General features: G+C 59.6%; 27 protein-coding genes. 20 read left to right on the top strand and 7 right to left on the bottom strand.

Annotated elements, in window-relative coordinates:
* Positions 1–43: 43 nt before the first annotated feature.
* A complete protein-coding gene (locus AC6CIA_RS03605) occupies positions 44–532 on the bottom strand; it encodes a DUF3015 domain-containing protein (RefSeq protein ID WP_339529004.1) in 489 nt (162 codons plus the stop codon).
* Between the two features lie 264 nt (positions 533–796).
* Here AC6CIA_RS03605 and AC6CIA_RS03600 point away from each other — a divergent pair, with 264 nt between their 5' ends.
* From AC6CIA_RS03600 to bamJ, 4 genes are all read left to right on the top strand, one after another.
* A complete protein-coding gene (locus AC6CIA_RS03600; RefSeq protein WP_339529003.1) occupies positions 797–3,235 on the top strand; it encodes a Lon protease family protein in 2,439 nt (812 codons plus the stop codon).
* 202 nt (positions 3,236–3,437) lie between these two features.
* A complete protein-coding gene (locus tag AC6CIA_RS03595; RefSeq protein ID WP_498310644.1) occupies positions 3,438–3,767 on the top strand; it encodes a PA4575 family protein in 330 nt (109 codons plus the stop codon).
* A gap of 173 nt (positions 3,768–3,940) precedes the next feature.
* Positions 3,941–4,429 carry a TIGR00645 family protein gene (locus tag AC6CIA_RS03590; RefSeq protein WP_339529001.1) on the top strand — a complete coding sequence of 163 codons (489 nt, stop codon included), beginning with the start codon at positions 3,941–3,943 and terminating at the stop codon, positions 4,427–4,429.
* 145 nt (positions 4,430–4,574) lie between these two features.
* Positions 4,575–5,192, top strand: a complete 618-nt coding sequence (gene bamJ, locus AC6CIA_RS03585) for a BamJ family beta-barrel-assembly machinery protein (RefSeq protein ID WP_498310642.1) — start codon at positions 4,575–4,577, stop codon at positions 5,190–5,192.
* 145 nt (positions 5,193–5,337) lie between these two features.
* On the opposite strand, the gene AC6CIA_RS03580 is transcribed toward bamJ, so the two are convergent.
* The 3 genes from AC6CIA_RS03580 to AC6CIA_RS03570 all read right to left on the bottom strand — a co-directional run bounded on the left by AC6CIA_RS03580 (position 5,338) and on the right by AC6CIA_RS03570 (position 7,303).
* Complete coding sequence (locus AC6CIA_RS03580) at positions 5,338–5,595, bottom strand: PA4570 family protein (protein WP_339528999.1); 258 nt, start codon at positions 5,593–5,595, stop codon at positions 5,338–5,340.
* A gap of 188 nt (positions 5,596–5,783) precedes the next feature.
* Positions 5,784–6,125 carry a zinc ribbon domain-containing protein YjdM gene (locus AC6CIA_RS03575; RefSeq protein WP_498310641.1) on the bottom strand — a complete coding sequence of 114 codons (342 nt, stop codon included), beginning with the start codon at positions 6,123–6,125 and terminating at the stop codon, positions 5,784–5,786.
* A gap of 209 nt (positions 6,126–6,334) precedes the next feature.
* On the bottom strand, positions 6,335–7,303 hold the full coding sequence (locus tag AC6CIA_RS03570; protein ID WP_084376403.1) for a polyprenyl synthetase family protein: 969 nt from the start codon (positions 7,301–7,303) through the stop codon (positions 6,335–6,337).
* 239 nt (positions 7,304–7,542) lie between these two features.
* On the opposite strand from AC6CIA_RS03570, the gene rplU reads away from it, so the two are divergent.
* From rplU to AC6CIA_RS03545, 5 genes are all read left to right on the top strand, one after another.
* Complete coding sequence (rplU, locus tag AC6CIA_RS03565; protein ID WP_003176051.1) at positions 7,543–7,857, top strand: 50S ribosomal protein L21; 315 nt, start codon at positions 7,543–7,545, stop codon at positions 7,855–7,857.
* A gap of 34 nt (positions 7,858–7,891) precedes the next feature.
* Positions 7,892–8,149, top strand: coding sequence for a 50S ribosomal protein L27 (gene rpmA, locus AC6CIA_RS03560; protein WP_003176049.1), 258 nt, complete (start codon positions 7,892–7,894; stop codon positions 8,147–8,149).
* A gap of 194 nt (positions 8,150–8,343) precedes the next feature.
* On the top strand, positions 8,344–9,567 hold the full coding sequence (gene cgtA / locus AC6CIA_RS03555) for an Obg family GTPase CgtA (RefSeq protein WP_498310640.1): 1,224 nt from the start codon (positions 8,344–8,346) through the stop codon (positions 9,565–9,567).
* 123 nt (positions 9,568–9,690) lie between these two features.
* A complete protein-coding gene (proB, locus tag AC6CIA_RS03550) occupies positions 9,691–10,809 on the top strand; it encodes a glutamate 5-kinase (RefSeq protein WP_084376401.1) in 1,119 nt (372 codons plus the stop codon).
* 16 nt (positions 10,810–10,825) lie between these two features.
* Positions 10,826–11,290 carry a CreA family protein gene (locus AC6CIA_RS03545; RefSeq protein WP_084376400.1) on the top strand — a complete coding sequence of 155 codons (465 nt, stop codon included), beginning with the start codon at positions 10,826–10,828 and terminating at the stop codon, positions 11,288–11,290.
* A gap of 183 nt (positions 11,291–11,473) precedes the next feature.
* Here the strand turns inward: AC6CIA_RS03545 and rpsT are convergent, their stop codons facing one another.
* Positions 11,474–11,752 (bottom strand): 30S ribosomal protein S20, encoded by a 279-nt coding sequence (rpsT, locus tag AC6CIA_RS03540; RefSeq protein ID WP_003215870.1) that lies wholly within the window; start codon positions 11,750–11,752, stop codon positions 11,474–11,476.
* 254 nt (positions 11,753–12,006) lie between these two features.
* On the opposite strand from rpsT, the gene murJ reads away from it, so the two are divergent.
* The 6 genes from murJ (at position 12,007) to ispH (ending at position 19,520) form a co-directional block, all read left to right on the top strand.
* Entirely contained in the window at positions 12,007–13,545 is a 1,539-nt protein-coding gene (gene murJ / locus AC6CIA_RS03535) for a murein biosynthesis integral membrane protein MurJ (RefSeq protein ID WP_498310638.1), read from the top strand.
* A 118-nt stretch (positions 13,546–13,663) separates the two neighbouring features.
* Positions 13,664–14,602, top strand: a complete 939-nt coding sequence (gene ribF / locus AC6CIA_RS03530; RefSeq protein WP_498310637.1) for a bifunctional riboflavin kinase/FAD synthetase — start codon at positions 13,664–13,666, stop codon at positions 14,600–14,602.
* Between the two features lie 13 nt (positions 14,603–14,615).
* Positions 14,616–17,447 carry an isoleucine--tRNA ligase gene (gene ileS / locus AC6CIA_RS03525; protein ID WP_498310635.1) on the top strand — a complete coding sequence of 944 codons (2,832 nt, stop codon included), beginning with the start codon at positions 14,616–14,618 and terminating at the stop codon, positions 17,445–17,447.
* Positions 17,440–17,967 carry a signal peptidase II gene (gene lspA, locus AC6CIA_RS03520; RefSeq protein WP_339528992.1) on the top strand — a complete coding sequence of 176 codons (528 nt, stop codon included), beginning with the start codon at positions 17,440–17,442 and terminating at the stop codon, positions 17,965–17,967. Before ileS ends, lspA begins: the two co-directional genes overlap by 8 nt.
* Before the next feature lie 7 nt (positions 17,968–17,974).
* Positions 17,975–18,412, top strand: coding sequence for an FKBP-type peptidyl-prolyl cis-trans isomerase (gene fkpB, locus AC6CIA_RS03515; RefSeq protein ID WP_172832089.1), 438 nt, complete (start codon positions 17,975–17,977; stop codon positions 18,410–18,412).
* 160 nt (positions 18,413–18,572) lie between these two features.
* Positions 18,573–19,520: a 4-hydroxy-3-methylbut-2-enyl diphosphate reductase gene (gene ispH / locus AC6CIA_RS03510; protein WP_339528991.1), complete on the top strand. Its 948-nt coding sequence runs from the start codon at positions 18,573–18,575 to the stop codon at positions 19,518–19,520.
* Here the strand turns inward: ispH and AC6CIA_RS03505 are convergent.
* On the bottom strand, positions 19,474–20,055 hold the full coding sequence (locus AC6CIA_RS03505; RefSeq protein ID WP_498310632.1) for a GspH/FimT family pseudopilin: 582 nt from the start codon (positions 20,053–20,055) through the stop codon (positions 19,474–19,476). The genes ispH and AC6CIA_RS03505 overlap by 47 nt on opposite strands.
* Positions 20,056–20,291: 236 nt before the next feature.
* Between AC6CIA_RS03505 and pilV the strand changes: the two genes are divergently transcribed.
* Genes pilV through thiO form a run of 5 tightly spaced genes read left to right on the top strand, consistent with a single transcriptional unit; the run spans position 20,292 to position 23,573 of the window.
* Complete coding sequence (gene pilV / locus AC6CIA_RS03500; RefSeq protein ID WP_498310631.1) at positions 20,292–20,777, top strand: type IV pilus modification protein PilV; 486 nt, start codon at positions 20,292–20,294, stop codon at positions 20,775–20,777.
* On the top strand, positions 20,774–21,478 hold the full coding sequence (locus AC6CIA_RS03495) for a PilW family protein (RefSeq protein WP_498310630.1): 705 nt from the start codon (positions 20,774–20,776) through the stop codon (positions 21,476–21,478). Before pilV ends, AC6CIA_RS03495 begins: the two co-directional genes overlap by 4 nt.
* 28 nt (positions 21,479–21,506) lie before the next feature.
* Complete coding sequence (locus AC6CIA_RS03490; protein WP_498310629.1) at positions 21,507–22,004, top strand: pilus assembly PilX family protein; 498 nt, start codon at positions 21,507–21,509, stop codon at positions 22,002–22,004.
* Between the two features lie 12 nt (positions 22,005–22,016).
* Complete coding sequence (locus AC6CIA_RS03485) at positions 22,017–22,415, top strand: type IV pilin protein (RefSeq protein ID WP_498310628.1); 399 nt, start codon at positions 22,017–22,019, stop codon at positions 22,413–22,415.
* Positions 22,416–22,475: 60 nt separating this feature from the next.
* Positions 22,476–23,573, top strand: a complete 1,098-nt coding sequence (gene thiO / locus AC6CIA_RS03480) for a glycine oxidase ThiO (RefSeq protein ID WP_498310627.1) — start codon at positions 22,476–22,478, stop codon at positions 23,571–23,573.
* A 52-nt stretch (positions 23,574–23,625) separates the two neighbouring features.
* On the opposite strand, the gene AC6CIA_RS03475 is transcribed toward thiO, so the two are convergent.
* Positions 23,626–23,859, bottom strand: coding sequence for a PP0621 family protein (locus tag AC6CIA_RS03475; protein WP_339528985.1), 234 nt, complete (start codon positions 23,857–23,859; stop codon positions 23,626–23,628).
* Between the last annotated feature and the right edge of the window lie 121 nt (positions 23,860–23,980).

Genomic DNA, 23,980 nt, shown 5'->3' with positions numbered 1-23,980 from the left:
AAAAAACAAAACCCGCGCCTCGCAAGGCGCGGGTAGGTCGAGCTTAAGCCTGGGTGGCGTATTTCGCCAGACGGGCGTCGCCTTTCAGGACAGCGAGGGTGTTGGAATGCACATCTTCTGCGGTCACGTCAGCCTTGCTGAAGATCTGCTGGAAGTGCTCGTGAGTCACTGCTGCGAAGTGGTCGCGATCTTCAGGAGCGACACCCAGCACCACGGCATAGGTGGTCAGTGCTTCGCCATTGCCTTTGGCCATGTCTTCGGACAGCTCGTTCATCATGCCATTCATGGCAATCCACGATTTGCCGCCGTAAGACAGCGCGCTGTTGGTGCTGCAACCGTTAGTGCCCGAGGTCATGCCGAAGGTGGCGTTACCCGAAGTGCCGTTGGTGGTGGAGGCCAGGAAGTGGGCGGGGGTGCCACGTTGGCCTTCAAACAGCATGTTGCCCCAACCGCAGTTCGGGCCACCTGGCGCTTCAGCCATTGCATTGAGGGAGACGACGGTGAAGAGAGTACCGAGAAGGATCCGTTTCATAGCTTTGTTCTCTTTGTGTGCAAACCAATGGACAAGGATTCAGGCGCCTCTAGCGCCCTAGGGGACGGTTATTAGTCCATCCCGCGCAGTTTTGAGTTTAGGCATGAACCAAGGGTTCCGTGAGTTTTTGTAAAACAATCGGCGAATGGGTGTTTTTTACAGGAGGCGGCTTGTGTCTATGCTTTCCCTAAACCGTGCCTTGCCAGCCAGCCATACGCGGCGCCAGAATGCCGTCATCTGCCCCGCCTGATGTAAGGAAGCCCGATGCCTGATCCTGTAGCTGCCAGCTTGCGTCTAGCGCCCGAAGCGCTGACTCGTCCTTTTTCCGCTGAACAGTTCAGCTTCTCGACCACCAATGATTTGGAGCCCTTTCGCGGTGTGCTTGGCCAGGAACGTGCGGTCGAAGCCTTGCAGTTCGGCGTGGCCATGCCACGTCCCGGTTACAACGTATTTGTCATGGGCGAGCCCGGTACCGGCCGCTTTTCGTTCGTCAAACGCTATCTCAAGGCCGAAGGCAAACGCCTGCAGACCCCGGCGGACTGGGTCTATGTGAATAATTTCGACGAACCTCGCGAACCCCGGGCCCTGGAGTTGCCCGCGGGCGGAGCGGCGGCGTTCATCGCCGATATCAACGGGCTGATCGATAACCTGGTGGCGACCTTCCCGGCGGTGTTCGAGCACCCGACCTATCAACAGCGCAAAAGCGCCATCGACCGTTCCTTCAATCAGCGTTATGACCGAGCCCTGGACGTGATCGAGCGCCTGGCCCTGGAAAAAGACGTAGCGCTGTACCGCGACAGCTCCAATATTGCGTTTACGCCGATGCTCGATGGCAAGGCGCTGGACGAGGCCGAGTTCTCGCAGTTGCCGGAGGTCGATCGCGAGCGTTTCCACACCGATATTTCGGAACTTGAAGAACGCCTCAACGAAGAACTCGCCAGCCTGCCGCAATGGAAGCGCGAGTCCAACAACCAGATACGCCAATTCAACGAGGAAACCATCACCCTGGCCTTGCAGCCATTGCTGGCGCCGTTGTCGGAGAAGTACGCGGAAAACGCCGGCGTGTGCGGCTACCTGCAAGCGATGCAGGTTTATCTGCTGAAAACCGTGGTCGAACAGTTGGTGGACGATGCAAAAACCGACGCCCAGGCCCGCAAGTTGCTGGAGGAACAGTACTGTCCGAGCCTGGTGGTTGGTCACCCGAGCAATGGCGGCGCGCCGGTGGTGTTCGAACCGCATCCGACCTACGACAACCTGTTCGGGCGTATCGAATACAGCACCGACCAGGGCGCGCTCTACACCACCTACCGGCAATTGCGCGCGGGTGCATTGCATCGCGCCAACGGCGGCTTCCTGATCCTGGAAGCCGAAAAAATGCTCAGTGAACCGTTTGTCTGGGACGCTCTGAAGCGCGCCTTGCAGTCGCGCAAGTTGAAGATGGAGTCGCCTCTCGGTGAGCTGGGCCGCCTGGCCACCGTGACGCTCAACCCGCAAGTGATCCCGTTGAACGTCAAAGTCATCATCATCGGGGCCCGTTCGTTGTACTACACGCTGCAAGACCTGGATCCGGACTTCCAGGAAATGTTCCGGGTGCTGGTGGATTTCGATGAAGACATCCCGATGGTCGACGAAAGCCTGGAGCAGTTTGCCCAGTTGCTCAAGACCCGCACTTCGGAAGAAGGCATGGCGCCATTGACGTCGGATGCGGTGGCGCGCCTGGCGACCTACAGTGCACGCCTGGCGGAGCATCAGGGGCGGCTGTCGGCACGTATTGGTGATCTGTTCCAGTTGGTCAGCGAGGCCGATTTCATCCGTCACCTGGCGGCTGATGAGATGACCGATGCCGGGCATATCGAGCGGGCGCTCAAGGCCAAGGCCACACGTACCGGGCGTGTATCGGCACGGATTCTCGACGATATGCTCGCGGGGGTGATCCTGATCGACACCGCGGGCGCGGCGGTGGGCAAGTGCAACGGGCTGACGGTGCTCGAGGTGGGCGATTCGGCCTTTGGCGTGCCGGCGCGGATTTCCGCCACGGTGTATCCGGGGGGCAGCGGCATTGTCGATATCGAGCGCGAAGTTAACCTCGGGCAGCCGATTCACTCCAAAGGCGTGATGATCCTCACCGGTTACCTGGGCAGCCGTTATGCCCAGGAATTTCCTCTGGCGATTTCCGCAAGCATTGCCCTGGAGCAGTCCTACGGCTACGTCGATGGCGACAGCGCATCCCTGGGCGAGGCCTGCACCTTGATTTCGGCGCTGTCGAAGACGCCGCTCAAACAGTGCTTTGCGATCACCGGCTCGATCAACCAGTTCGGTGAAGTGCAAGCGGTGGGCGGGGTCAACGAGAAGATCGAGGGTTTCTTCCGTCTTTGCGAGGCGCGTGGCCTGACCGGTGAGCAGGGGGCGATCATTCCCCAGGCGAACGTCGCGACGCTGATGCTGGATGAGAAGGTCTTGCAAGCGGTTCGGGCCGGACAGTTTCATATCTACGCGGTGCGCCAGGCCGACGAGGCCTTGAGCTTGCTGGTGGGCGAGCCGGCCGGTGAACCGGATGAGGAAGGGCAATTCCCGGAGGGCACCGTCAATGCGCGGGTCGTGGAGCGTTTGCGGGCGATTGCCGAGATGATCAGCGAGGAAGACCTCAAGGAAGCGGAAAAGGAACTGGCGCAGCAGGCATTGGCCGAAGCCAAGCCGAGTTGATGGGTTGCAGGGCGAGGGGAGTGGCTCCCCTCGTCATATTTTTGACCCGATAGCCCATGACAAGGTCGCCGTTGGTCTCTGCGTCCTTGGTTTGTACGGGTTTTCTTCTATTCTCAGCTCAAGGGATATCCACAGGAGTCGCTGGATAGAAACAGTCTCGTCCTTCGAGAGGCTGAATGCCGATCTGCCGAGGGTCGCCGCCATGCCGCGCAACCTTTGCCTCACTCGCCAGTGCCTGGGCCTGGTCACCCGAATTGAATGCTCCATTCGTCCCCTTGCGGGGGAAGCCGGCATGTGGACCTTGTTGTTTGCCGCCGGCATGACCGGCGAGCAACCCTCGACCATCAGGTCCCAAGGTCCCTTTCATGGGTCGTTCGTGGCTGAACATATCCTTGAATCCGTGGTGCAGAGCCTGCTGTTGCATGGCTACGTGCTGGCGGATGACCCGCAGATATGGTGTTTGCATCTGCAGGCGCACCTGCGACAGCTCAATGGCGGACGGGCGAGGGCGCTGAGCGATATTCACTCCTGAACCGGCGATTTTTTGTCTCAGGCTTGTCCTGCGTCACCTCGAACCATACTGCACGGTGTTCAGCGCGCTGCGCTGGGCATAAAAGTGTTGCAGGTCAGTTTTTCGGGTGGTTCTGGGCACTGTGCGCGACTGATATACTCGCCAGCATTTCTAGCCACGCTGTGTGAGATTCAATGGAACGTTTTATCGAAAATGCAATGTACGCCTCGCGCTGGCTGCTGGCACCGATCTATTTCGGCCTGTCGCTCGGGCTGCTGGCGCTGGCGCTGAAGTTCTTTCAGGAAGTGATTCACCTGCTGCCCAATGTCTTCGCGATGGCCGAGTCGGAGCTGATTCTGGTACTCCTGTCGTTGATCGACATGGCCCTGGTCGGCGGACTGTTGGTGATGGTCATGATTTCCGGCTACGAGAACTTCGTCTCGCAACTGGATATCGATGACAGCAAGGAGAAGCTCAACTGGTTGGGCACCATGGACTCTTCGTCGTTGAAGATGAAAGTGGCGGCCTCCATTGTGGCGATCTCCTCCATCCACCTGCTGCGGATCTTCATGGATGCCAAGAACGTCGATCCTCAGCACCTGATGTGGTACGTGATCATTCACATGACGTTTGTGATTTCGGCGTTTGCCATGGGTTATCTGGATAAAGTAACCAAACACTGATCAGCGCCGGGCGCTTCCTGGCGCAGTGTCTTGGGCTCATCAAGCGTGGGGCGAGTGTGCTAGTCTGCTCGCCCTTTTAGTTTGGATGACGCGCAGAATCCCGCGTTTTGCAGGTTTTGCAGTTGTCCTACAGCGGAGCCCTTGAATGTCCGAAGTCAATCTGTCCACCGACGAAACCCGTGTCAGCTACGGCATTGGCCGCCAGTTGGGCGACCAACTGCGCGACAACCCGCCCCCGGGCGTGAGCCTGGAGGCAATCCTGGCCGGCCTGACCGACGCCTTCGCCGGCAAGCCGAGCCGTGTTGATCAAGAGCAAATGGCGGCCAGCTTCAAGGTGATCCGCGACATCATGCAAGCCGAAGCCGCTGCCAAGGCTGAAGCTGCCGCCGGCGCCGGCCTGGCGTTCCTGGCTGAAAACGCCAAGCGTGAAGGCATCACTACTTTGGCTTCCGGCCTGCAATTCGAAGTGCTGACGGCGGGTGACGGTGCCAAGCCGAGCCGTGAAGACCAGGTGCGTACTCACTACCACGGTACATTGATCGACGGCACTGTCTTCGACAGCTCCTACGAGCGTGGCCAGCCTGCGGAATTCCCGGTCGGCGGCGTGATCGCTGGTTGGACCGAGGCCCTGCAATTGATGAATGCCGGCAGCAAATGGCGTCTGTACGTGCCGAGCGAACTGGCTTACGGCGCTCAAGGCGTTGGCAGCATCCCGCCGCACAGCGTTCTGGTATTCGACGTCGAGCTGCTCGACGTTCTGTAAGACCTGCTGCTTGTTGCCCTGGCGTTATGTAGGAGTCGGGCTTGCCCGCCAAAGAGCCGAGTGCGATACGTTCATCCAGAATGGGCGCGTTATCGTTGACGTTCTTCGCGAGTAAACTCGCTCCTACAGGGGCTTTCAGGGTCGCTCATGGATGAAACTTGCCATTGAGTTCTGTCACCGGGCGCAATGCTCGGGCATAGCAGAACAGAAACAGATTGCGCACCACCTCCTTCAGCACCCCCGGTTCACTGGAACTCAGCCCATTGACGTCCAGGTCGCCCTGAGCCTGCAGTTCATTCAACGCGTCTTCTTCGAGCACCGCACAGACTTCCCCGGTCTCCCGATGAAGTATCCGCAGGTAGGGGTGTGGACGGTCCAGCCAGGCATCTATCAAATAAGTCATGGTCACATCTCCTTGAGGGATTCAATGAGAATAATTCTTATTCGTAGAATAGCAAGTCCCTATTGGTGAATTCCTGGTTTTTCTGTGTAGGGATTGTGCGCGGCAAAAGGGCTGGCCTTTTACTACTTGAGAGGATTTGACGCGGGGAAGCGCCCTCTCGCGCAGGGCACGAGAGGGTGGCAGTACAGTCAGACTTTGCGGACGAATTCGGACTTGAGTTTCATCGGGCCGATCCCATCGATCTTGCAGTCGATATCGTGGTCGCCATCGCACAGGCGGATATTCTTGACCTTGGTGCCGACCTTGACCACCAGCGAGGTGCCCTTGACCTTGAGGTCCTTGATCACGGTGATGGTGTCGCCGTCCTGCAGGACGTTGCCGACCGAGTCTTTCTTCACGGCTGCATCGCTGGCCGCTTCGGGTTCGCCGCTGGCGGACCACTCATGGGCACATTCCGGGCAGATCAGTTGGGCGCCATCTTCGTAGGTGTATTCGGAATTGCATTTCGGGCAGGGTGGCAATGTGCTCACTAAGGCTCCTTGAGTTTCAGGATGGCTAAAAGTCGCACATTATATAGGGTTTATAGCAGGGCGGGGCGCGGTCTTGAACGGGTAAGGCGCTCTAAATGTGGGAGCGGGCTCGCTCGCGAAAGCGCTGGGTCAATTTATAAGATATTGACTGACACTCCGCTTTTGCGAGCAAGCCCGCTCCCACACAAGCCCGTGTTCGCAGATAGTGCTCAGTGAGTACGTGCGACTGCAAACTCACTCAGCTCGACCAGTGCATCGCGGTATTCGCTGGCTGGGAGGGCTTCCAGGCACTGGATTGCGCGCGCCACATAGTCGCGGGCCAGTTGCGCGGTGTAGTCGAGCGACCCCGACGCCTCGACGGCGGCGCGGATGCTTTCCAGGTCTTCGATACCGCCTTTCTGGATCGCCTTGCGCACCAGTGCCGCCTGTTCCGGCGTGCCTTCGCGCATGGTGTAGATCAACGGCAGCGTGGGCTTGCCCTCGGCCAGGTCGTCACCGACGTTCTTGCCCAGGGTTTCAGCGTCGCCGCGGTAGTCGAGCAGGTCGTCCACCAATTGGAAGGCCACGCCCAAGTGGTCACCAAAGGTGCGCAGGGCTTCGGCCTGCTCGGCGGTCGCGCCGCACAGGGCGGCGGCGCTGTGGGTCGAGGCTTCGAAGAGCATTGCGGTCTTGCCGCGAATCACTTCCATGTAGGTTTCTTCGGTCGTGCTGGCGTCACGCACTTTGGACAGTTGCAAGACTTCGCCTTCGGCGATGATGCGCGTGGCCTGGGAAAGAATCTTCATCACCGGCATCGAGCCCAGTTCGACCATCATTTCGAACGAGCGCGAGTACAGGAAGTCGCCCACCAGTACGCTGGGTGCGTTGCCCCACATGGCATTGGCGGTCTCGCGGCCACGGCGCATGCCGGACATGTCGACCACGTCGTCATGCAAGAGGGTCGCGGTATGCAGGAACTCGATAGTGGCGGCCAGCAGGCGCAGGTCGTCGCCTTCGCGGCCCAGGGCCTTGCCGCACAACAGCACTAATAAAGGACGCAGGCGTTTACCGCCGGCCGAGGTAATATAGTCGCCAATTTTGGAGACCAGCGGCACTTTAGAAGTCAGTTGCTTCTTGATGATGCCGTCGACGGCGCTAAAATCGTCCGCCACCGCGCGGTAGAAAGCTTGGGGTTGCATCAGCGACAGTCGCTCCAGAAGGGTTGCGCGGCATGCTAGGACCCGCGCCCGCGAGTGTCAAGGCGCGATAGGCGGCTACTTGCAAGGCGTCGATTGCTTGCGTACAATCGCGCACCCTGAACTTCCTGGGCAGCACCTGCCTTACGCAATTGCATACGGGACGTCCATCCCATGCAGCCATGCCAGCCAATACCTCTTCTTATAAAGCGCTGGGTGAGCAGGATTATCGGAGAAATACCATGTCGTACGCAGTAATCGTTACTGGTGGCAAGCAATACAAGGTCGCCCCAGGTGAATACCTGAAGATCGAAAAACTGGAAATCGCTACCGGCGAATCCGTTACTTTTGATCGCGTTCTGTTGGTCGCCAATGGCGATGACGTGAACATCGGCGCTCCAGTTGTTGCTGGCGCTACCGTTGTGGCTGAAGTGATCTCCCAAGGTCGTCACGATAAAGTCCGTATCATCAAGTTCCGTCGTCGTAAGCACCACATGAAGCGTATGGGCCACCGCCAGTGGTACACCGAGATCAAAATCACCGGTATTCAGGCTTAATTTCAGCCTAATTCCTCACTAGGAGAATTGACTCATGGCACACAAAAAAGCTGGTGGTAGTACCCGTAACGGTCGCGACTCAGAAGCCAAACGCCTTGGCGTGAAGATGTATGGCGGCCAGAAAATCATTCCGGGCAACATCATCGTGCGTCAGCGCGGCACCCAATTCCACGCCGGTTACGGTGTTGGCATGGGTAAGGATCACACCCTCTTCGCGAAAATCGAAGGCGTGATCAAGTTTGAAGTAAAGGGCGCGTTCAACCGCCGTTACGTGAGCGTTGTCGCAGCTTAATTGCGAGATCGCTGGAAAAGCCCTGTCTTGCGACGGGGCTTTTTCGTTTGTGGGGTGAGTCTCTTGCAAAGCTGTTTGTGATGGGCGAAGGCAGCGGGATTTGCGGTCGTTGCTTGAGGTCGCTGCGCTCATTTTTGCAAGAGTCTTATGTCTTGGTTTTTTAAGCTCGTCCATGCGGCGAGAGGCGTTTTGTTATGAAGTTCGTTGATGAAGTTTCGATCCGAGTAAAAGCTGGTGACGGCGGTAACGGTTGCATGAGTTTCCGTCGCGAGAAGTTCATCGAAAACGGTGGTCCTAACGGTGGTGATGGGGGTGATGGCGGTTCCATCTACATGATGGCCGACGAAAATCTCAACACCCTGGTGGACTACCGTTACACCCGTCACTTTGATGCCGAGCGTGGCTCTAACGGTGGCAGCACCGATTGCACCGGCAAAAAAGGTGAGGACCTGATCCTGCGTGTGCCGGTCGGCACCACGGTGATCGACTCCGCGACCCAGGAAGTGATCGGCGACCTGACCAAGGCCGGGCAGAAGTTGATGGTGGTGCAGGGCGGCTGGCACGGTCTGGGCAACACCCGATTCAAGTCCAGCACCAACCGTGCGCCGCGCCAGACGACGCCGGGCAAGCCGGGCGAGCAGCGTGACCTCAAGCTGGAAATGAAAGTACTGGCTGATGTCGGCCTGCTGGGTTTGCCGAATGCTGGCAAAAGTACCTTCATCCGCTCGGTATCGGCGGCCAAGCCAAAAGTGGCCGACTATCCGTTCACGACGCTGGTGCCAAACCTGGGTGTGGTCAGCGTCGATCGCTGGAAGAGCTTCGTCGTGGCCGACATCCCGGGCTTGATCGAAGGGGCTTCCGACGGTGCCGGCCTGGGGATTCGCTTCCTCAAGCACTTGTCCCGTACGCGCTTGTTGCTGCATCTCGTCGACATGGCGCCGCTGGATGACACCAGCGCTGCGGATGCCGCCGAAGTGATCGTCAGCGAGCTGACCAAGTTCAGTCCGTCCCTGGCCGAGCGTGATCGCTGGCTGGTGCTGAACAAGTGCGATCAGATTCTTGAAGAAGAGCACGAAGAGCAGGTCAAGGAAATCGTTGATCGCCTGGAGTGGACGGGGCCGGTCTACGTGATCTCGGCGATCGCCAAGGAAGGTACCGAGCGCCTGACCCGCGACATCATGCGTTACCTGGAAGACCGTGCCGACCGTTTGGCCGCCGATCCGGTGTTCAAGGCCGAACTCGCCGAGCTCGATCAGCGCATCGAAGACGAGGCGCGTGCTCAGTTGCAGGCTCTGGATGACCAGCGTGCCCTGCGCCGCAGCGGCGTGAAGTCGGTCCATGATATCGGCGACGACGACTGGGACGAAGATGATGTGGATGATGAAGACGGTCCGGAAATCATTTACGTGCGCGACTGATTCGTTGCAGTAAACTTAAGCGCCGCTCAATCGAGCGGCGTTTTGGTATCTGGAAATCGGTAGTCACGAATAACGTTATGGGCAGCGCTGGGTCGCGCTGGCCTCAATCTAAGGTTGAAGATGATGCGGAGCAAGGTGACGGGTGCGCAACGCTGGGTCGTGAAGATCGGCAGTGCGCTGCTGACGGCGGATGGCAAGGGGCTGGATCGAGCGGCCATGAGCGTCTGGGTGGAGCAGATGGTGGCCTTGCATGAGGCGGGTGTCGAGTTGGTGCTGGTGTCGTCCGGGGCGGTTGCCGCCGGGATGAGCCGCCTCGGCTGGACCGCGCGACCCAGCGCGATGCACGAGCTGCAGGCGGCGGCGGCGATTGGTCAGATGGGCCTGGTGCAGGCCTGGGAGTCCAGTTTCGCCGAACATGGCCGGCATACGGCGCAGATTCTGCTGACGCATGATGACCTGTCCGACCGCAAGCGCTATCTCAATGCCCGCAGCACCCTGCGCGCACTGGTCGACCTCAAGGTGATCCCGGTGATCAACGAGAACGACACGGTGGTGACCGACGAAATCCGTTTCGGCGACAACGATACCCTGGCGGCGCTGGTGGCCAACCTGGTGGAGGCTGATCTGCTGGTGATCCTTACGGATCGCGATGGCATGTTCGATGCCGATCCGCGCAACAATCCCGACGCCCAGTTGATTTACGAAGCGCGCGCCGATGATCCGACGCTCGATGCGGTGGCGGGCAGTGTCGGTGGTGCCCTGGGGCGAGGTGGCATGCAGACCAAGCTGCGTGCGGCGCGCCTGGCTGCGCGTTCCGGTGCGCACACCATCATCGTTGGCGGGCGCCTGGAGCGTGTGCTGGATCGCCTCAAGGCGGGTGAGCGCATCGGCACGCTGTTGTCCCCGGAGCGCGGCATGCTGGCGGCGCGCAAGCAGTGGCTGGCCGGGCATCTGCAAACCCGTGGCACCTTGGTGCTGGATGCGGGCGCGGTCGCGGCGCTGTCCCAGGGCAACAAGAGCCTGCTGCCGGTGGGGGTCAAACTGGTCCAGGGCAGTTTCCGGCGAGGCGAGATGGTGGTGTGCGTGGCGCCGGACGGTCGTGAGATCGCCCGTGGCCTGGCCAACTACAGTGCGCTTGAGGCGCAGAAAATCATTGGGCAGTCGTCTGAATCGATTGTCGGTCTGTTGGGTTATATGGCGGAACCTGAACTGGTTCATCGCGACAACCTGATTCTGGTGTAAGGGGAAGGAAGACTTGATGCGCGTAATGAAGGGGTTGTTCGGGTTGCTGCTGGCAATGCCGTTGTTGGCCTCGGCCGAAGAGGTGGGTCAGGTGTCTACCGTGTTCAAGTTTGTCGGGCCGAATGACCGGATCGTCGTCGAGGCGTTTGATGATCCCAAGGTCGACGGCGTGACCTGCTATTTGTCGCGTGCCAAGACTGGCGGGGTGAAGGGCGGTCTGGGCTTGGCGGAGGATCGCGCCGAGGCGTCGATTGCCTGTCGTCAGGTGGGGCCGATTCGCTTCAAGGGCGAATTGAAGGATGGCGACGAGGTGTTCAAGGAGCGCACGTCGCTGGTGTTCAAGACCATGCAGGTGGTGCGTTTCCTTGATAAGAAGCGCAATACCCTGGTGTACCTGGTCTACAGCGATCGCCTGATCGAAGGCAGTCCGCAGAATGCGGTGACGGCAATTCCGATCCTGCCGTGGCCGACTGCGCAATAAGTACTCGGTTCGCCGTATGTGGGAGCGGGCTTGCTCGCGATGGCGGTGGCTCAGTCAATTGAGATGTCGACTGGTACACCGCCATCGCGAGCAAGCCCGCTCCCACATTTGTTTTGGGGTGTTTGTTAAATCCCGGGCAATAAAAAACCGACCCTGGGGTCGGTTTTTTAACACGCTTATCGCTTAGGCTGCAGCAGCAAGGTTCAGAGCCTTGATGTGGCCATTCAGGCGACCTTTATGGCGAGCAGCCTTGTTCTTGTGGATGATGCCTTTATCGGCCATGCGGTCGATAACTGGCACGGCCAGAACGTAAGCAGCTTGAGCTTTTTCAGCGTCTTTTGCGTCAATGGCTTTAACTACATTCTTGATGTAGGTACGAACCATGGAACGCAGGCTGGCGTTGTGGCTGCGACGCTTCTCAGCCTGTTTTGCACGTTTTTTGGCGGAAGGTGTGTTGGCCACCGTCGAGCTCCTCGAAAGACTTTTTAGGAAATAGCAAACAAAATAGGCCGCGAATCATGCCGATGAGTTGAAGTCTTGTCAAGGGCGGCTGATGCGAACTGCTGAGTGGTCGATCTGAAGAGGCGGGTGATTTATTTCCGGCGCTTGACCTGTAAACTCGCGAGCTTTGGCTCTGTGCTGTTTTGCAGGCGCGCAGTATCGCATATGTAGGCGCTTTGTTCGCCTCTCTTTATCTATAGGCAAAAACTCTTTCAATGAATCTGCTCAAGTCGTTGGCCGCCGTCAGCTCTATCACGATGATTTCCCGGGTTCTGGGGTTTGTGCGTGACACCCTAATCGCGCGTATTTTTGGCGCGAGCATGGCCACGGACGCCTTCTTTATTGCCTTCAAGCTGCCCAACCTGTTGCGGCGGATCTTCGCCGAGGGCGCTTTTTCCCAGGCGTTCGTGCCGATCCTCGCGGAATACAAGACCCAGCAGGGCGAGGAGGCAACCCGCACCTTTATTGCCTATGTGTCGGGCCTGCTGACCCTGGTGCTGATGCTGGTGACCATCGCCGGCATGCTTGCCGCACCCTGGATTATCTGGGCCACGGCTCCAGGGTTTGCCAATACGCCGGAAAAATTCGCCCTGACCACTGATCTGTTGCGGGTGACCTTTCCTTATATATTGCTGATTTCCCTGTCGTCGCTGGCGGGGGCGATCCTCAATACCTGGAATCGTTTCTCGGTGCCCGCGTTCGTGCCGACCCTGCTCAACGTCAGCATGATCATCTTTGCCTTGTTCCTGACGCCATACTTCGATCCACCGGTCATGGCGCTGGGCTGGGCTGTCCTGGCGGGTGGCCTGGCGCAACTGCTGTATCAACTGCCGCACCTGAAAAAGATCGGCATGCTGGTGTTGCCGCGCCTGAACCTCAAGGACACCGGGGTCTGGCGTGTGATGAAAAATATGTTGCCGGCGATTCTCGGGGTTTCGGTCAGCCAGATCTCGTTGATCATCAACACCGCCTTTGCCTCATTACTGGTTTCAGGCTCGGTGTCGTGGATGTATTACGCCGACCGCCTGATGGAGTTGCCATCCGGTGTGCTGGGCGTGGCCCTGGGCACTATCTTGCTGCCGACCCTGGCGCGGACTTACTCCAACCAGGACCGGCATGAATATTCGCGGATTCTCGACTGGGGCCTGCGCCTGTGCTTTGTGCTGGTGCTGCCGTGCTCCCTGGCCCTGGGGATTCTGGCCGAGCCGCTGACGGTATCCTTGTTCCAGTACGGCCAGTTCAGCGCGTTCGACGCCTCAATGACCCAGCGTGCGTTGATCGCCTATTCGGTGGGGCTGCTGGGGATTATCGTGATCAAGGTCCTGGCGCCGGGCTTCTATGCCCAGCAAAACATTCGGACTCCGGTAAAGATTGCGATCTTCACCCTGGTGGTCACGCAGGTGTTCAACCTGATCTTCATCGGGCCGCTGGCGCATGCCGGCCTGGCCCTGGCCATTAGTGTCGGCGCATGTATCAACGCGGGCCTGCTGTTTTATCAGTTGCGCAAACAGCAAATGTTTCAGCCGCAGCCAGGATGGGGGATGTTTGCCCTTAAATTGCTGGTGGCCGTGGCGGTGATGTCGGCGGTATTGCTGGGGCTGATGCAACTGATGCCCGCCTGGGACCAAGGCCATATGCTGGAGCGTTTCGCGCGTTTGGGGCTGTTGGTGGTGGCCGGTGTCGTGGTGTACTTTGGCATGCTGCTCTTGATGGGTTTCCGTCTGCGGGACTTCAATCGCAAGGCGCTGAATTGATGACAAGCGGCAATTAGCCGCCTGTTTTCTCGATTCAACCCATTTGCCCTGCGCTGTTGCCTGTCGTCCGGGGCCGGGTGTGGTTATAATCGACCACTTTATGAGCAAGAAGCGCGTTATGCAGCTGGTTCGAGGTCTTCACAACCTGCGCCCCGAGCATCGGGGCTGCGTCGCCACTATTGGCAACTTTGACGGTGTTCACCGTGGCCACCAGGCTATCCTGGCCCGGCTGCGCGAGCGCGCGGTCGAGTTGGGTGTGCCCAGCTGCGTGGTGATTTTTGAGCCACAGCCCCGCGAATTTTTCACCCCCGAGACGGCGCCGGCACGTTTGGCGCGCCTGCGGGACAAGTTGCAACTGCTGGCCGAGGAGGGCGTGGACCGCGTTCTGTGCCTGGCCTTCAACCAGCGTTTGCGCAGCCTCAGCGCCGCCGAGTTCGTTGATCGTATCCTCGTTGATGGCTTGGGGGTGCAGCATCTGGAGGTCGGTGACGATTTCCGCTTTGGTTGCGACCGGGTCGGGGATTTCGATTTCCTGCAACATGCCGGCAGCGCCCAGGGTTTTACCGTCGAAGCCGCGCAAACCGTTGAACTGGACGGCCTGCGCGTGAGCAGTACCCAGGTGCGGAATGCCCTGGCCGCTGCCGACTTTGATTTGGCCGAGCGCTTGCTCGGTCGTCCGTTCCGGATTGCCGGACGGGTCTTGCACGGTCAGAAGCTGGCGCGCCAACTGGGCACGCCGACCGCCAACGTGCAACTCAAGCGCCGTCGTGTGCCGCTGACCGGGGTGTATCTGGTGAGTGTCGACATCGACGGCCAAGTGTGGCCGGGAGTCGCCAACATAGGCGTCAGGCCTACGGTTGCAGGTGATGGCAAGGCCCACCTGGAAGTTCACCTTTTGGATTTTGCCGGGGATTTGTATGACCGGCGTTTGACCGTGGTTTTCCACCAAAAGCTGCGTGAAGAGCAGCGTTTCGCCTCCCTGGAGGCGCTGAAAACGGCGATCAATGCGGATGTCGCCGCCGCCCGTGCACTAGCCGCACCTAGCGCCCATCGCTAACGAAGAGCCTTAAATGACCGACTATAAAGCCACGCTAAACCTTCCGGACACCGCCTTCCCAATGAAGGCCGGCCTGCCACAGCGCGAACCGCAGATCCTGCAGCGCTGGGACAGTATTGGCCTGTACGGAAAGTTGCGCGAAATTGGCAAGGATCGTCCGAAATTCGTCCTGCACGACGGCCCTCCTTATGCCAACGGCACGATTCACATCGGTCATGCGCTGAACAAGATTCTCAAGGACATGATCATCCGCTCGAAAACCCTGGCGGGTTTCGACGCGCCGTATGTCCCGGGTTGGGACTGCCACGGCCTGCCCATCGAACACAAAGTCGAAGTGACCCACGGCAAGAACCTGGGCGCCGACAAGACTCGCGAACTGTGCCGTGCCTACGCCTCCGAGCAGATCGAAGGGCAGAAGTCCGAATTCATCCGCCTGGGTGTATTGGGTGACTGGGCCAATCCCTACAAGACCATGAACTTCAAGAACGAGGCCGGTGAAATTCGCGCCTTGGCCGAAATCGTCAAGGGCGGTTTCGTGTTCAAGGGCCTCAAGCCCGTGAACTGGTGCTTTGACTGCGGTTCGGCGCTGGCTGAAGCGGAAGTCGAGTACGAAGATAAAAAGTCCTCGACCATCGACGTGGCGTTCCCGATTGCCGACGACGCCAAGCTGGCCGCAGCCTTTGGCCTGGCGAGCCTGTCCAAGCCTGCCGCCATCGTGATCTGGACCACCACCCCGTGGACCATTCCCGCCAACCAGGCGTTGAACGTGCACCCCGAGTTCACCTACGCCCTGGTGGATGTCGGTGATCGCCTGCTGGTGCTGGCCGAAGAACTGGTCGAAGCCTGCCTGACCCGCTACAACCTGCAGGGCGCGGTGATTGCCACGACCACGGGTGCGGCGCTGGAACTGATCAATTTCCGTCACCCGTTCTATGACCGTCTGTCGCCGATCTACCTGGCTGACTACGTCGAGCTGGGCGCCGGCACCGGCGTGGTTCACTGCTCGCCCGCGTATGGCGTGGACGACTTTGTGATCTGCAAGCAATACGGCCTGGTCAACGACGACATTATCAACCCCGTGCAAAGCAATGGCGTCTACTCGCCGTCGCTGGAGTTCTTCGGTGGCCAGTTCATCTTCAAGGCCAACCCGGCAATCGTTGAAAAACTGTCGGAAGTCGGTGCGCTGCTGCACACCGAAACCATCAGCCACAGCTACATGCACTGCTGGCGCCACAAGACCCCGCTGATCTACCGCGCGACGGCGCAGTGGTTCATCGGCATGGACAAGGAGCCGGTCGCCGGCGAGACCTTGCGCAAGCGCGCGATCAAAGCCATCGAAGACACCCAGTTCGTCCCGGCCTGGGGCCAGGCACGCCTGCACTCGATGATCGCCAATCGTCCGGACTGGTGCATCTCCCGCCAGCGCAACTGGGGCGTGCCGATCCCGTTCTTCCTGAACAAGGAAAGCGGCGAGCTGCACCCACGTACCGTCGAGCTGATGGAAGTGGTGGCCCAGCGCGTCGAACAGGAAGGCATCGAAGCCTGGTTCAAGCTGGACGCCGCCGAACTGCTGGGCGATGAAGCGCCGCAATACGACAAGATCAGCGACACCCTCGACGTCTGGTTCGACTCGGGCACCACGCACTGGCACGTCCTGCGCGGTTCGCACCCGATGGGCCACGAGAGCGGTCCGCGTGCGGACCTGTACCTGGAAGGCTCTGACCAGCACCGTGGTTGGTTCCACTCGTCCTTGCTGACCGGTTGCGCGATCGACGATCACGCACCGTACCGCGAGTTGCTGACCCACGGTTTCACAGTCGACGAGAACGGTCGCAAGATGTCCAAGTCGCTGGGCAACGTGATCGCCCCGCAAAAGGTCAACGACACCCTGGGCGCCGATATCATGCGCTTGTGGGTGGCTTCCACCGACTACTCGGGTGAGATGGCAGTTTCGGAGCAGATCCTGCAGCGCAGCGCCGATGCCTACCGGCGTATCCGCAATACCGCACGTTTCATGCTGTCGAACCTGACCGGTTTCAATCCGGCCACCGATCTCCTGCCGGCCGAGGACATGCTCGCCCTGGACCGTTGGGCGGTGGACCGCACCTTGTTGCTGCAACGCGAGTTGCAGGAGCATTACGGCGAATACCGCTTCTGGAACGTGTACTCGAAAATCCACAATTTCTGCGTGCAGGAGTTGGGTGGTTTCTACCTCGACATCATCAAGGACCGCCAGTACACCACCGGCGCCAACAGCAAGGCTCGCCGTTCGGCGCAGACCGCGCTGTATCACATCTCCGAAGCGCTGGTGCGCTGGATCGCGCCGATCCTGGCGTTCACCGCCGATGAGCTGTGGGAGTACCTGCCGGGCGAGCGCAACGAGTCCGTGATGCTCAACACCTGGTACGAAGGCCTGAGCGAATTGCCGGCCGACTTCGAACTGGGCCGCGAGTACTGGGAAGGCGTGATGGCGGTCAAGGTCGCGGTGAACAAGGAACTGGAAGTCCAGCGTGCGGCCAAGGCCGTGGGCGGCAACCTGCAGGCCGAAGTCACGCTGTTCGCCGAGGACGGCCTGACTGCTGATCTGGGCAAGCTGAGCAACGAACTGCGCTTCGTGCTGATCACCTCGACCGCCAGCCTGGCGCCATTCGCCCAGGCTCCGGCCGATGCGGTGGCGACCGAGGTGCCGGGTCTCAAGCTCAAAGTGGTCAAATCGGCCTTCGCCAAGTGCGCCCGTTGCTGGCACTGCCGTGAAGACGTCGGGGTGAACCCGGAGCACCCGGAAATCTGCGGTCGTTGCGTCGACAACATCAGCGGCGCCGGCGAGGTCCGTCACTATGCCTAATCCATCCGGGACTGATTCAGCCGGTCGTTTCGGGCGTTTGGGCTGGCTCGTGCTGAGCCTGCTGGTGCTGGTCATCGACCAGGTCAGCAAGGCTCACTTCGAGGGCAGCCTGGAAATGTTCCAGCAGATCGTGGTCATTCCCGACTACTTCAGCTGGACCCTGGCCTACAACACCGGCGCCGCTTTCAGCTTCCTCGCTGATGGCGGCGGTTGGCAGCGCTGGCTGTTCGCCCTGATCGCCATCGTTGTCAGTGCGGTGCTGGTGGTGTGGCTCAAGCGCCTGGGGCGTGATGACACCTGGCTTGCGGTTGCGCTGGCGTTGGTGCTCGGCGGTGCGCTGGGTAACCTGTACGACCGCATTGCCCTGGGCCATGTGATCGACTTCATCCTGGTGCATTGGCAAAACCGTTGGTACTTCCCGGCGTTCAACTTTGCCGACAGTGCGATCACTGTCGGTGCGATCATGCTGGCGCTGGATATGTTCAAAAGCAAAAAAACCGGAGAGACCGTTCATGACTGAACAGGTATTGGCCGAGCAACGCATCGGTCAGAACACGGAAGTCACTTTGCATTTCGCATTGCGCCTGGAGAATGGCGACACGGTCGACAGCACGTTCGATAAGGCGCCGGCGACCTTCAAGGTCGGCGACGGCAACCTGCTGCCGGGGTTTGAAGCGGCACTGTTCGGTTTCAAGGCCGGCGACAAACGCACCCTGCAGATCCTGCCGGAAAACGCTTTTGGCCAGCCCAACCCGCAGAACGTACAGATCATCCCGCGCTCGCAGTTCCAGGACATGGACTTGTCGGAAGGCCTGCTGGTGATCTTCAATGATGCGGCGAATACCGAGTTGCCGGGCGTGGTCAAAACGTTTGATGACGCTCAGGTGACCGTCGACTTCAACCATCCGTTGGCCGGTAAAACCTTGACCTTTGATGTTGAAATCATCGACGTTAAAGCAATCTGATTGACCTGCCCCCTGTAGGAGCGAGCTTGCTCGCGAAAAACCTGAGGACGCCGCGTTTAATCTGGATAAACGCGTTATCGTTAACGTTTTTCGCGAGCAAGCTCGCTCCTACAGCAACGGGGGCGCATTGAATTTTCGCGCGCAAGACACGAGGCACAGTATGCAAATCAAACTCGCCAACCCCCGTGGCTTCTGCGCGGGCGTGGACCGGGCGATCGAAATCGTCAACCGTGCCCTGGAAGTTTTCGGACCGCCCATCTATGTGCGTCATGAAGTGGTCCACAACAAATTCGTGGTCGAAGACCTGCGCGCGCGTGGTGCGATCTTTGTCGAAGAGCTGGATCAGGTCCCGGATGACGTGATTGTCATCTTCAGTGCCCACGGGGTTTCCCAGGCTGTGCGTACCGAGGCTGCAGGCCGTGGCCTCAAAGTCTTCGACGCCACTTGCCCGCTGGTGACCAAGGTGCATATCGAGGTCGCGCGCTACAGTCGCGACGGCCGTGAATGCATCCTGATCGGCCATGCCGGCCATCCGGAAGTCGAAGGCACCATGGGGCAGTACGATGCCGGCAATGGTGGTGCGATTTACCTGGTAGAGGACGAAAAAGACGTCGCCGCGTTGCAGGTGGAAAACCCTGAAAGGTTGGCGTTCGTGACGCAAACCACGTTATCCATGGATGACACCAGTCGCGTCATCGATGCCCTGCGTTCGCGTTTCCCTGCCATTGGCGGGCCGCGCAAGGACGATATCTGCTACGCCACACAAAATCGCCAGGATGCCGTCAAGCAACTCGCCGATGAGTGCGACGTGGTGCTGGTGGTGGGCAGTCCCAACAGTTCCAACTCCAACCGTCTGCGGGAACTGGCCGAGCGCATGGGCACCCCGGCGTACCTGATCGATGGCGCCGAAGATTTGCAGCGCGGTTGGTTCGATGGCATCCAGCGTATCGGTATCACCGCCGGGGCTTCGGCTCCGGAAGTCCTGGTGCGTGGTGTGATCCAGCAACTGCAGGCATGGGGCGCAACAGGCGCCGATGAGCTGGCGGGGCGCGAGGAAAACATCACCTTTTCCATGCCCAAGGAGCTGCGGGTTCGTTCGCTGCTCTGAGGTTCAGGCCACCCACATAACTCCGGCATAACGCCTGCTCGGTCTTGTCACTGCGCAGGCTGATACGCCCGCTGGGCGCCAGCACCACCTGGTACAGACTCAACGGCTGCTCGGTTGCACAGACATGCACGGTGCCGGCCCTGAAACCGCCTGTCGATAATAGCGGTTCACCCAGGGCGCTGAAGCGAATCTGGGTCCGCACCGGTGTATTGCCCACAATCGGTATGCGTCCGCTGTCCTGACGCTCCAGCAATATCGGGTTGGCATCGTCCAGGTGACCGCGCCCATTCAAGTCCACTATCACTTTCCAGCCCAGGCTCCAGTCATCGTCCAGCGCGTGGATAATCACGCTTCGATTGCGCGCAATTGCCTCCGTACGCGCGTAGCGCAGGCCGCCAGCCAGTGTTTGCGCGGCGCTCTGCTGTCGTTGTGATTCCAGCAGACTCTTGAAGCCGGGTACCGCCAACTGAGCCAGGAAACCGCTCAATACCAAAGCGAACAGCAGTTCGATCAAGGTAAAACCTCGTTGCCTCATGCGTCGTCCCTCCGTGGACGTTCTGTCACCTGGTGTTGGCCAAACCTGAAAAAGACGGGCGGTCAGATGACAGTCACAGTTATAGCGTCGAAGTCAGCGTGTTGAATGATGGCCTTCCTGGCCAAAGTATTTCGCGTTATTCCGTGGGGCTGCGCGGCTGGCTGAGCAACGCTAGTCTTGGGTGAGCGGGGCCACTCCTGCTTATTTGATGACCTTCGACATGGATGACGATGGTAATGAATGCGTGCCCGGTAAGCTCTTGTGCTGTATCTGTCGCCCCCGGGCAGGCAGGTATGAGTTTGATTGAAGTGTTGGTTTCGGTATTGGTCCTCGGCGTCGGCTTGCTGGGAGCGGCCGCGGTCCAGCTGAATGCGCTCAAGTACACCGACAGTTCCCGAATGATCAGTCAGGCGAGTTTTATCGCCTATGACATGCTCGACCGGATTCGCGCCAACGCTGGCGCGGACTACGCGTGGGAAAATCACGGCGTTGCCCCCGCCCTTGCGTCGACGGCGAGTGTGCGGGATGTGGATTTGCACGACTTTGAAGCGAATGTCAGCGGTTTTGCGGGAAAAACCGCCAAAGGCTCGATTGCCGTCAGTCAGCGAGAGGTCAGCATCCGCATCAGTTGGGATGACGCCCGGGGGGCCAGCGTCGGCGAGGCCCGAGAAACCTTCGTGCTTGCCAGCCGTATTGCCGTCGACCCGAGACCGGCGCAATGAGCCGTGCGAATTCGGGTTTTGGGCTGGTTGAGTTGCTATTGACGCTGGCCTTGGGGCTGCTCGTGATATTGGCGGCTATCCAGGTGTCACTTGCAGCCCGGAGTATTTATGCCAGCCAGCATGCATCGGCGTTCCTGCAGGATGATGCGCGATTTATCCTGAGCAAGATGATCCGGGAAATTCGCCTGGCAGGCATGTTCGGTTGCATGGCGCTCCCATCCATCAGCGATGCGCCGGTGGATTTCTCCCGGCCCGTCGGCTGGTTCGCCGAGGGCGGCTCAACCAGCCTGACGCTGGTCACCGCGGATGTTGGCGTCCAGGGCAGCAAGCCTGACTGGACGGTGCTGTCCAATTGCGTCGAAAGTGCCCGAGCCTATGCGGGATCACCCAAGCCGGAAGCAGGGCAGATCAGTTTTCCCATTCGTAAGCTGACCTACACCTTTGAGTCGGGTCAATTGAAGCTCAGTACTCCCGCGTTTCCGGCCAAGGTCGTGCTGGTGGATAACGTGCGCACGTTTGAACTCAGTTTCGGGGTCGCAGCTGCGCCGGAGTCCGGTGTGGTGGCGCGGTACGATAGCCAGCCCGATGACCCGTCCCTGATCCGTAGTGTTCGAGTGGTGCTGACCCTCGAGGATCCAGGCGGCCATGTCCGAGACCAGACGTACGGCATGGTAGCCGCCCTGCGTAATCGTCTTGAATAGCGGGCGCGCGGCAGCAGGGCAGAAAGGCATGGTCTTGCTGATCAGCCTGGTGCTTTTGCTGTTGTTGACGCTGATTGGCATGTCTTCGATGCAAGGCGCCACTGTGCAGGAAAAACTCGCTGGCAGTCTCAGGCACCGCAACCAGTCCTTTCAGGCCGCGGAAAGCGGGCTCCGCTTTGGCGAGTCCGCCATACAGGCGCCAGGGTTTGAGCTGCCTCCCTGCCTGACCGAGGTCAGCTGTGCGCCACCTCGCGAATCGATTTCGGTCGGCGTTCCGGGTGTCGATCCGGTCTCGGCGGTCAGTTGGGTCGGTATGAAGCAAGGGGTCTACGGCATTCAGAACCTGGGGCGCGGAGTGGGGCAGGCGCATTTGCCGCCAGAGACCCCGGCGACTCTGTATCGGGTCACCGCTGTAGGGGTCAGCGGCCACTCGCGCACGGTGCTGGAGACGGTCTATGCCCGGGTACTCCCCGGGGATGCGAGGGGTGAGCGATTCCGACGAGTCTTGTGGCGACAACTTCACTAGGTGGGCTGCGCAATGAACAGTATCCGCAACGGATTTAGCCTGATCGAGTTATTGATTGCGCTGGCGATCATCGCCACCTTGTCTGGAGTGGCCTATCCCGGCTACATCGCCCACATGAAAAAGGTGTATCGCACGGAAATCGTCGGGTTACTTACCGAACAAGCACAGCGTCTGGAGCGGCATTACCTGAGAAATGGCTCTTTTATTGATGCAACGGGCGTCAGCGCTGGTAACGATCGCTATAGAATCACGGTGATGTTGAATGCGCAGGACTTCAGCTTGATCGCTACGCCGTTCACCAGCGCAATGGCGGGTGACCGATGTGGTGACTTCAGCTTGACCAGTAGCGGAGCGCGAACCAATCCGGGTGCGGAACCTGGCGTAACCCGCCAAGAGTGTTGGGGGCGATGAAGGCATTGGAGCTACGAAGGGGGCTGCAGCGCACTTTCTTTTTATTGGCTGGATCAAATAATGACTAAGCAGCAAACAGTGATTGTCGGTGGCGGTGTTATCGGGTTGTTGACGGCATTCAATCTGGCGACCCAGGGACAGGCGGTGGCTTTGCTTGACCGTTCGGCGCTGGGGCAAGAGTCGTCCTGGGCGGGTGGCGGGATTGTTTCGCCGTTGTACCCGTGGCGCTACAGCCCGGCAGTCACTGCGTTGGCGCATTGGTCACAGGATTTTTATCCACAGTTGGCCGAGCGTCTCTTCGCGGCCACGGGCGTCGATCCGGAGGTGCATACCACGGGGTTGTACTGGCTGGATCTGGAGGATGAGGCCGAGGCGCTCGCCTGGGCTGTTCGCGAAGGCCGGCCGTTGAGTCCGGTGGATGTTTCAGCAGCCCGTGATGCCGTCCCGGTACTGGGCCCTGGATTTTCCCGGGCCATTTACATGGCGGATGTGGCTAACGTACGAAACCCACGGTTGGTCAAATCCCTCAAGGCTGCGTTGCTGGCCTTGCCCGGTGTGACGATTCATGAGCAGTGCGCGGTAGAAGGGTTCATTCGCGAGGGTGAGAGGATTGTCGGGGTCAATACCGCCTCTGGCGAGATACGCGGCGAGCATGTGGTCCTTGCGGCTGGCGCCTGGAGTGGGGAACTGCTGAACAGCCTTGGCCTCGTGTTGCCGGTGGAGCCGGTCAAGGGGCAGATGATCTTGTACAAGTGTGCGCCGGATTTTCTTTCGCGCATGGTTCTGGCAAAGGGGCGTTATGCCATTCCGCGCCGCGATGGGCATATTCTGATTGGCAGCACGCTGGAGCATGCAGGCTTCGACAAGACGCCGACCGAAAATGCCCTGGAAAGCCTGAAAGTGTCGGCTGTAGAGTTGATTCCGGCCCTGGTTGATGCCGAGGTCGTGGGGCATTGGGCGGGATTACGGCCTGGATCGCCGCAAGGTATTCCTTACATCGGCGAGGTGCCTGGCTTTGAAGGGTTATGGCTCAACTGCGGGCATTACCGCAATGGATTGGTACTGGCGCCGGCGTCCTGCGAGTTATTTGCGGATCTGCTGCTCGGGCGCCAGCCAATCATTGATCCCGCACCTTATGCGCCGGCCGGACGGATTTAACCGGCGGCATCCATCAGGCCCGGAGCGGCTGTACTCGCTCCGGCAGTTGATTTCAACGCTCGATGGATCTGGGGCCTTGTTCCAGGTGCGCTTGGGTGCAATACCACTCTTGACGCTGGCTCAGCGCCCGATCCTGGGGCAGGTGCACGCCGCAGTGCGAGCAGCGCACCATCGGCGCCGCGCTTTGCTCGTTGGGCCGTTGTTGCGTGGAGGCAGGACGCTTGAGCCGGCGCCACAGCCATATCGCGGCGGCAATCAGGGCAATCCAGAACAGTAGACGAACCATGGGAGGTAGCTTCTCGACAGGGAATGCGCCAGTTTAGCCAAGGACGCCGTCGCCGCACAGGGCCATACAGTCGCGGCATGAAAAAGGAGCCTCGCGGGCTCCTTTTTGATGTTGCCGAGCG

Source organism: Pseudomonas sp. GQ91, from assembly GCF_059758795.1.
Note: the sequence above shows the minus strand (reverse complement) of the source record. Positions and strands in the feature narration are given on the sequence as shown.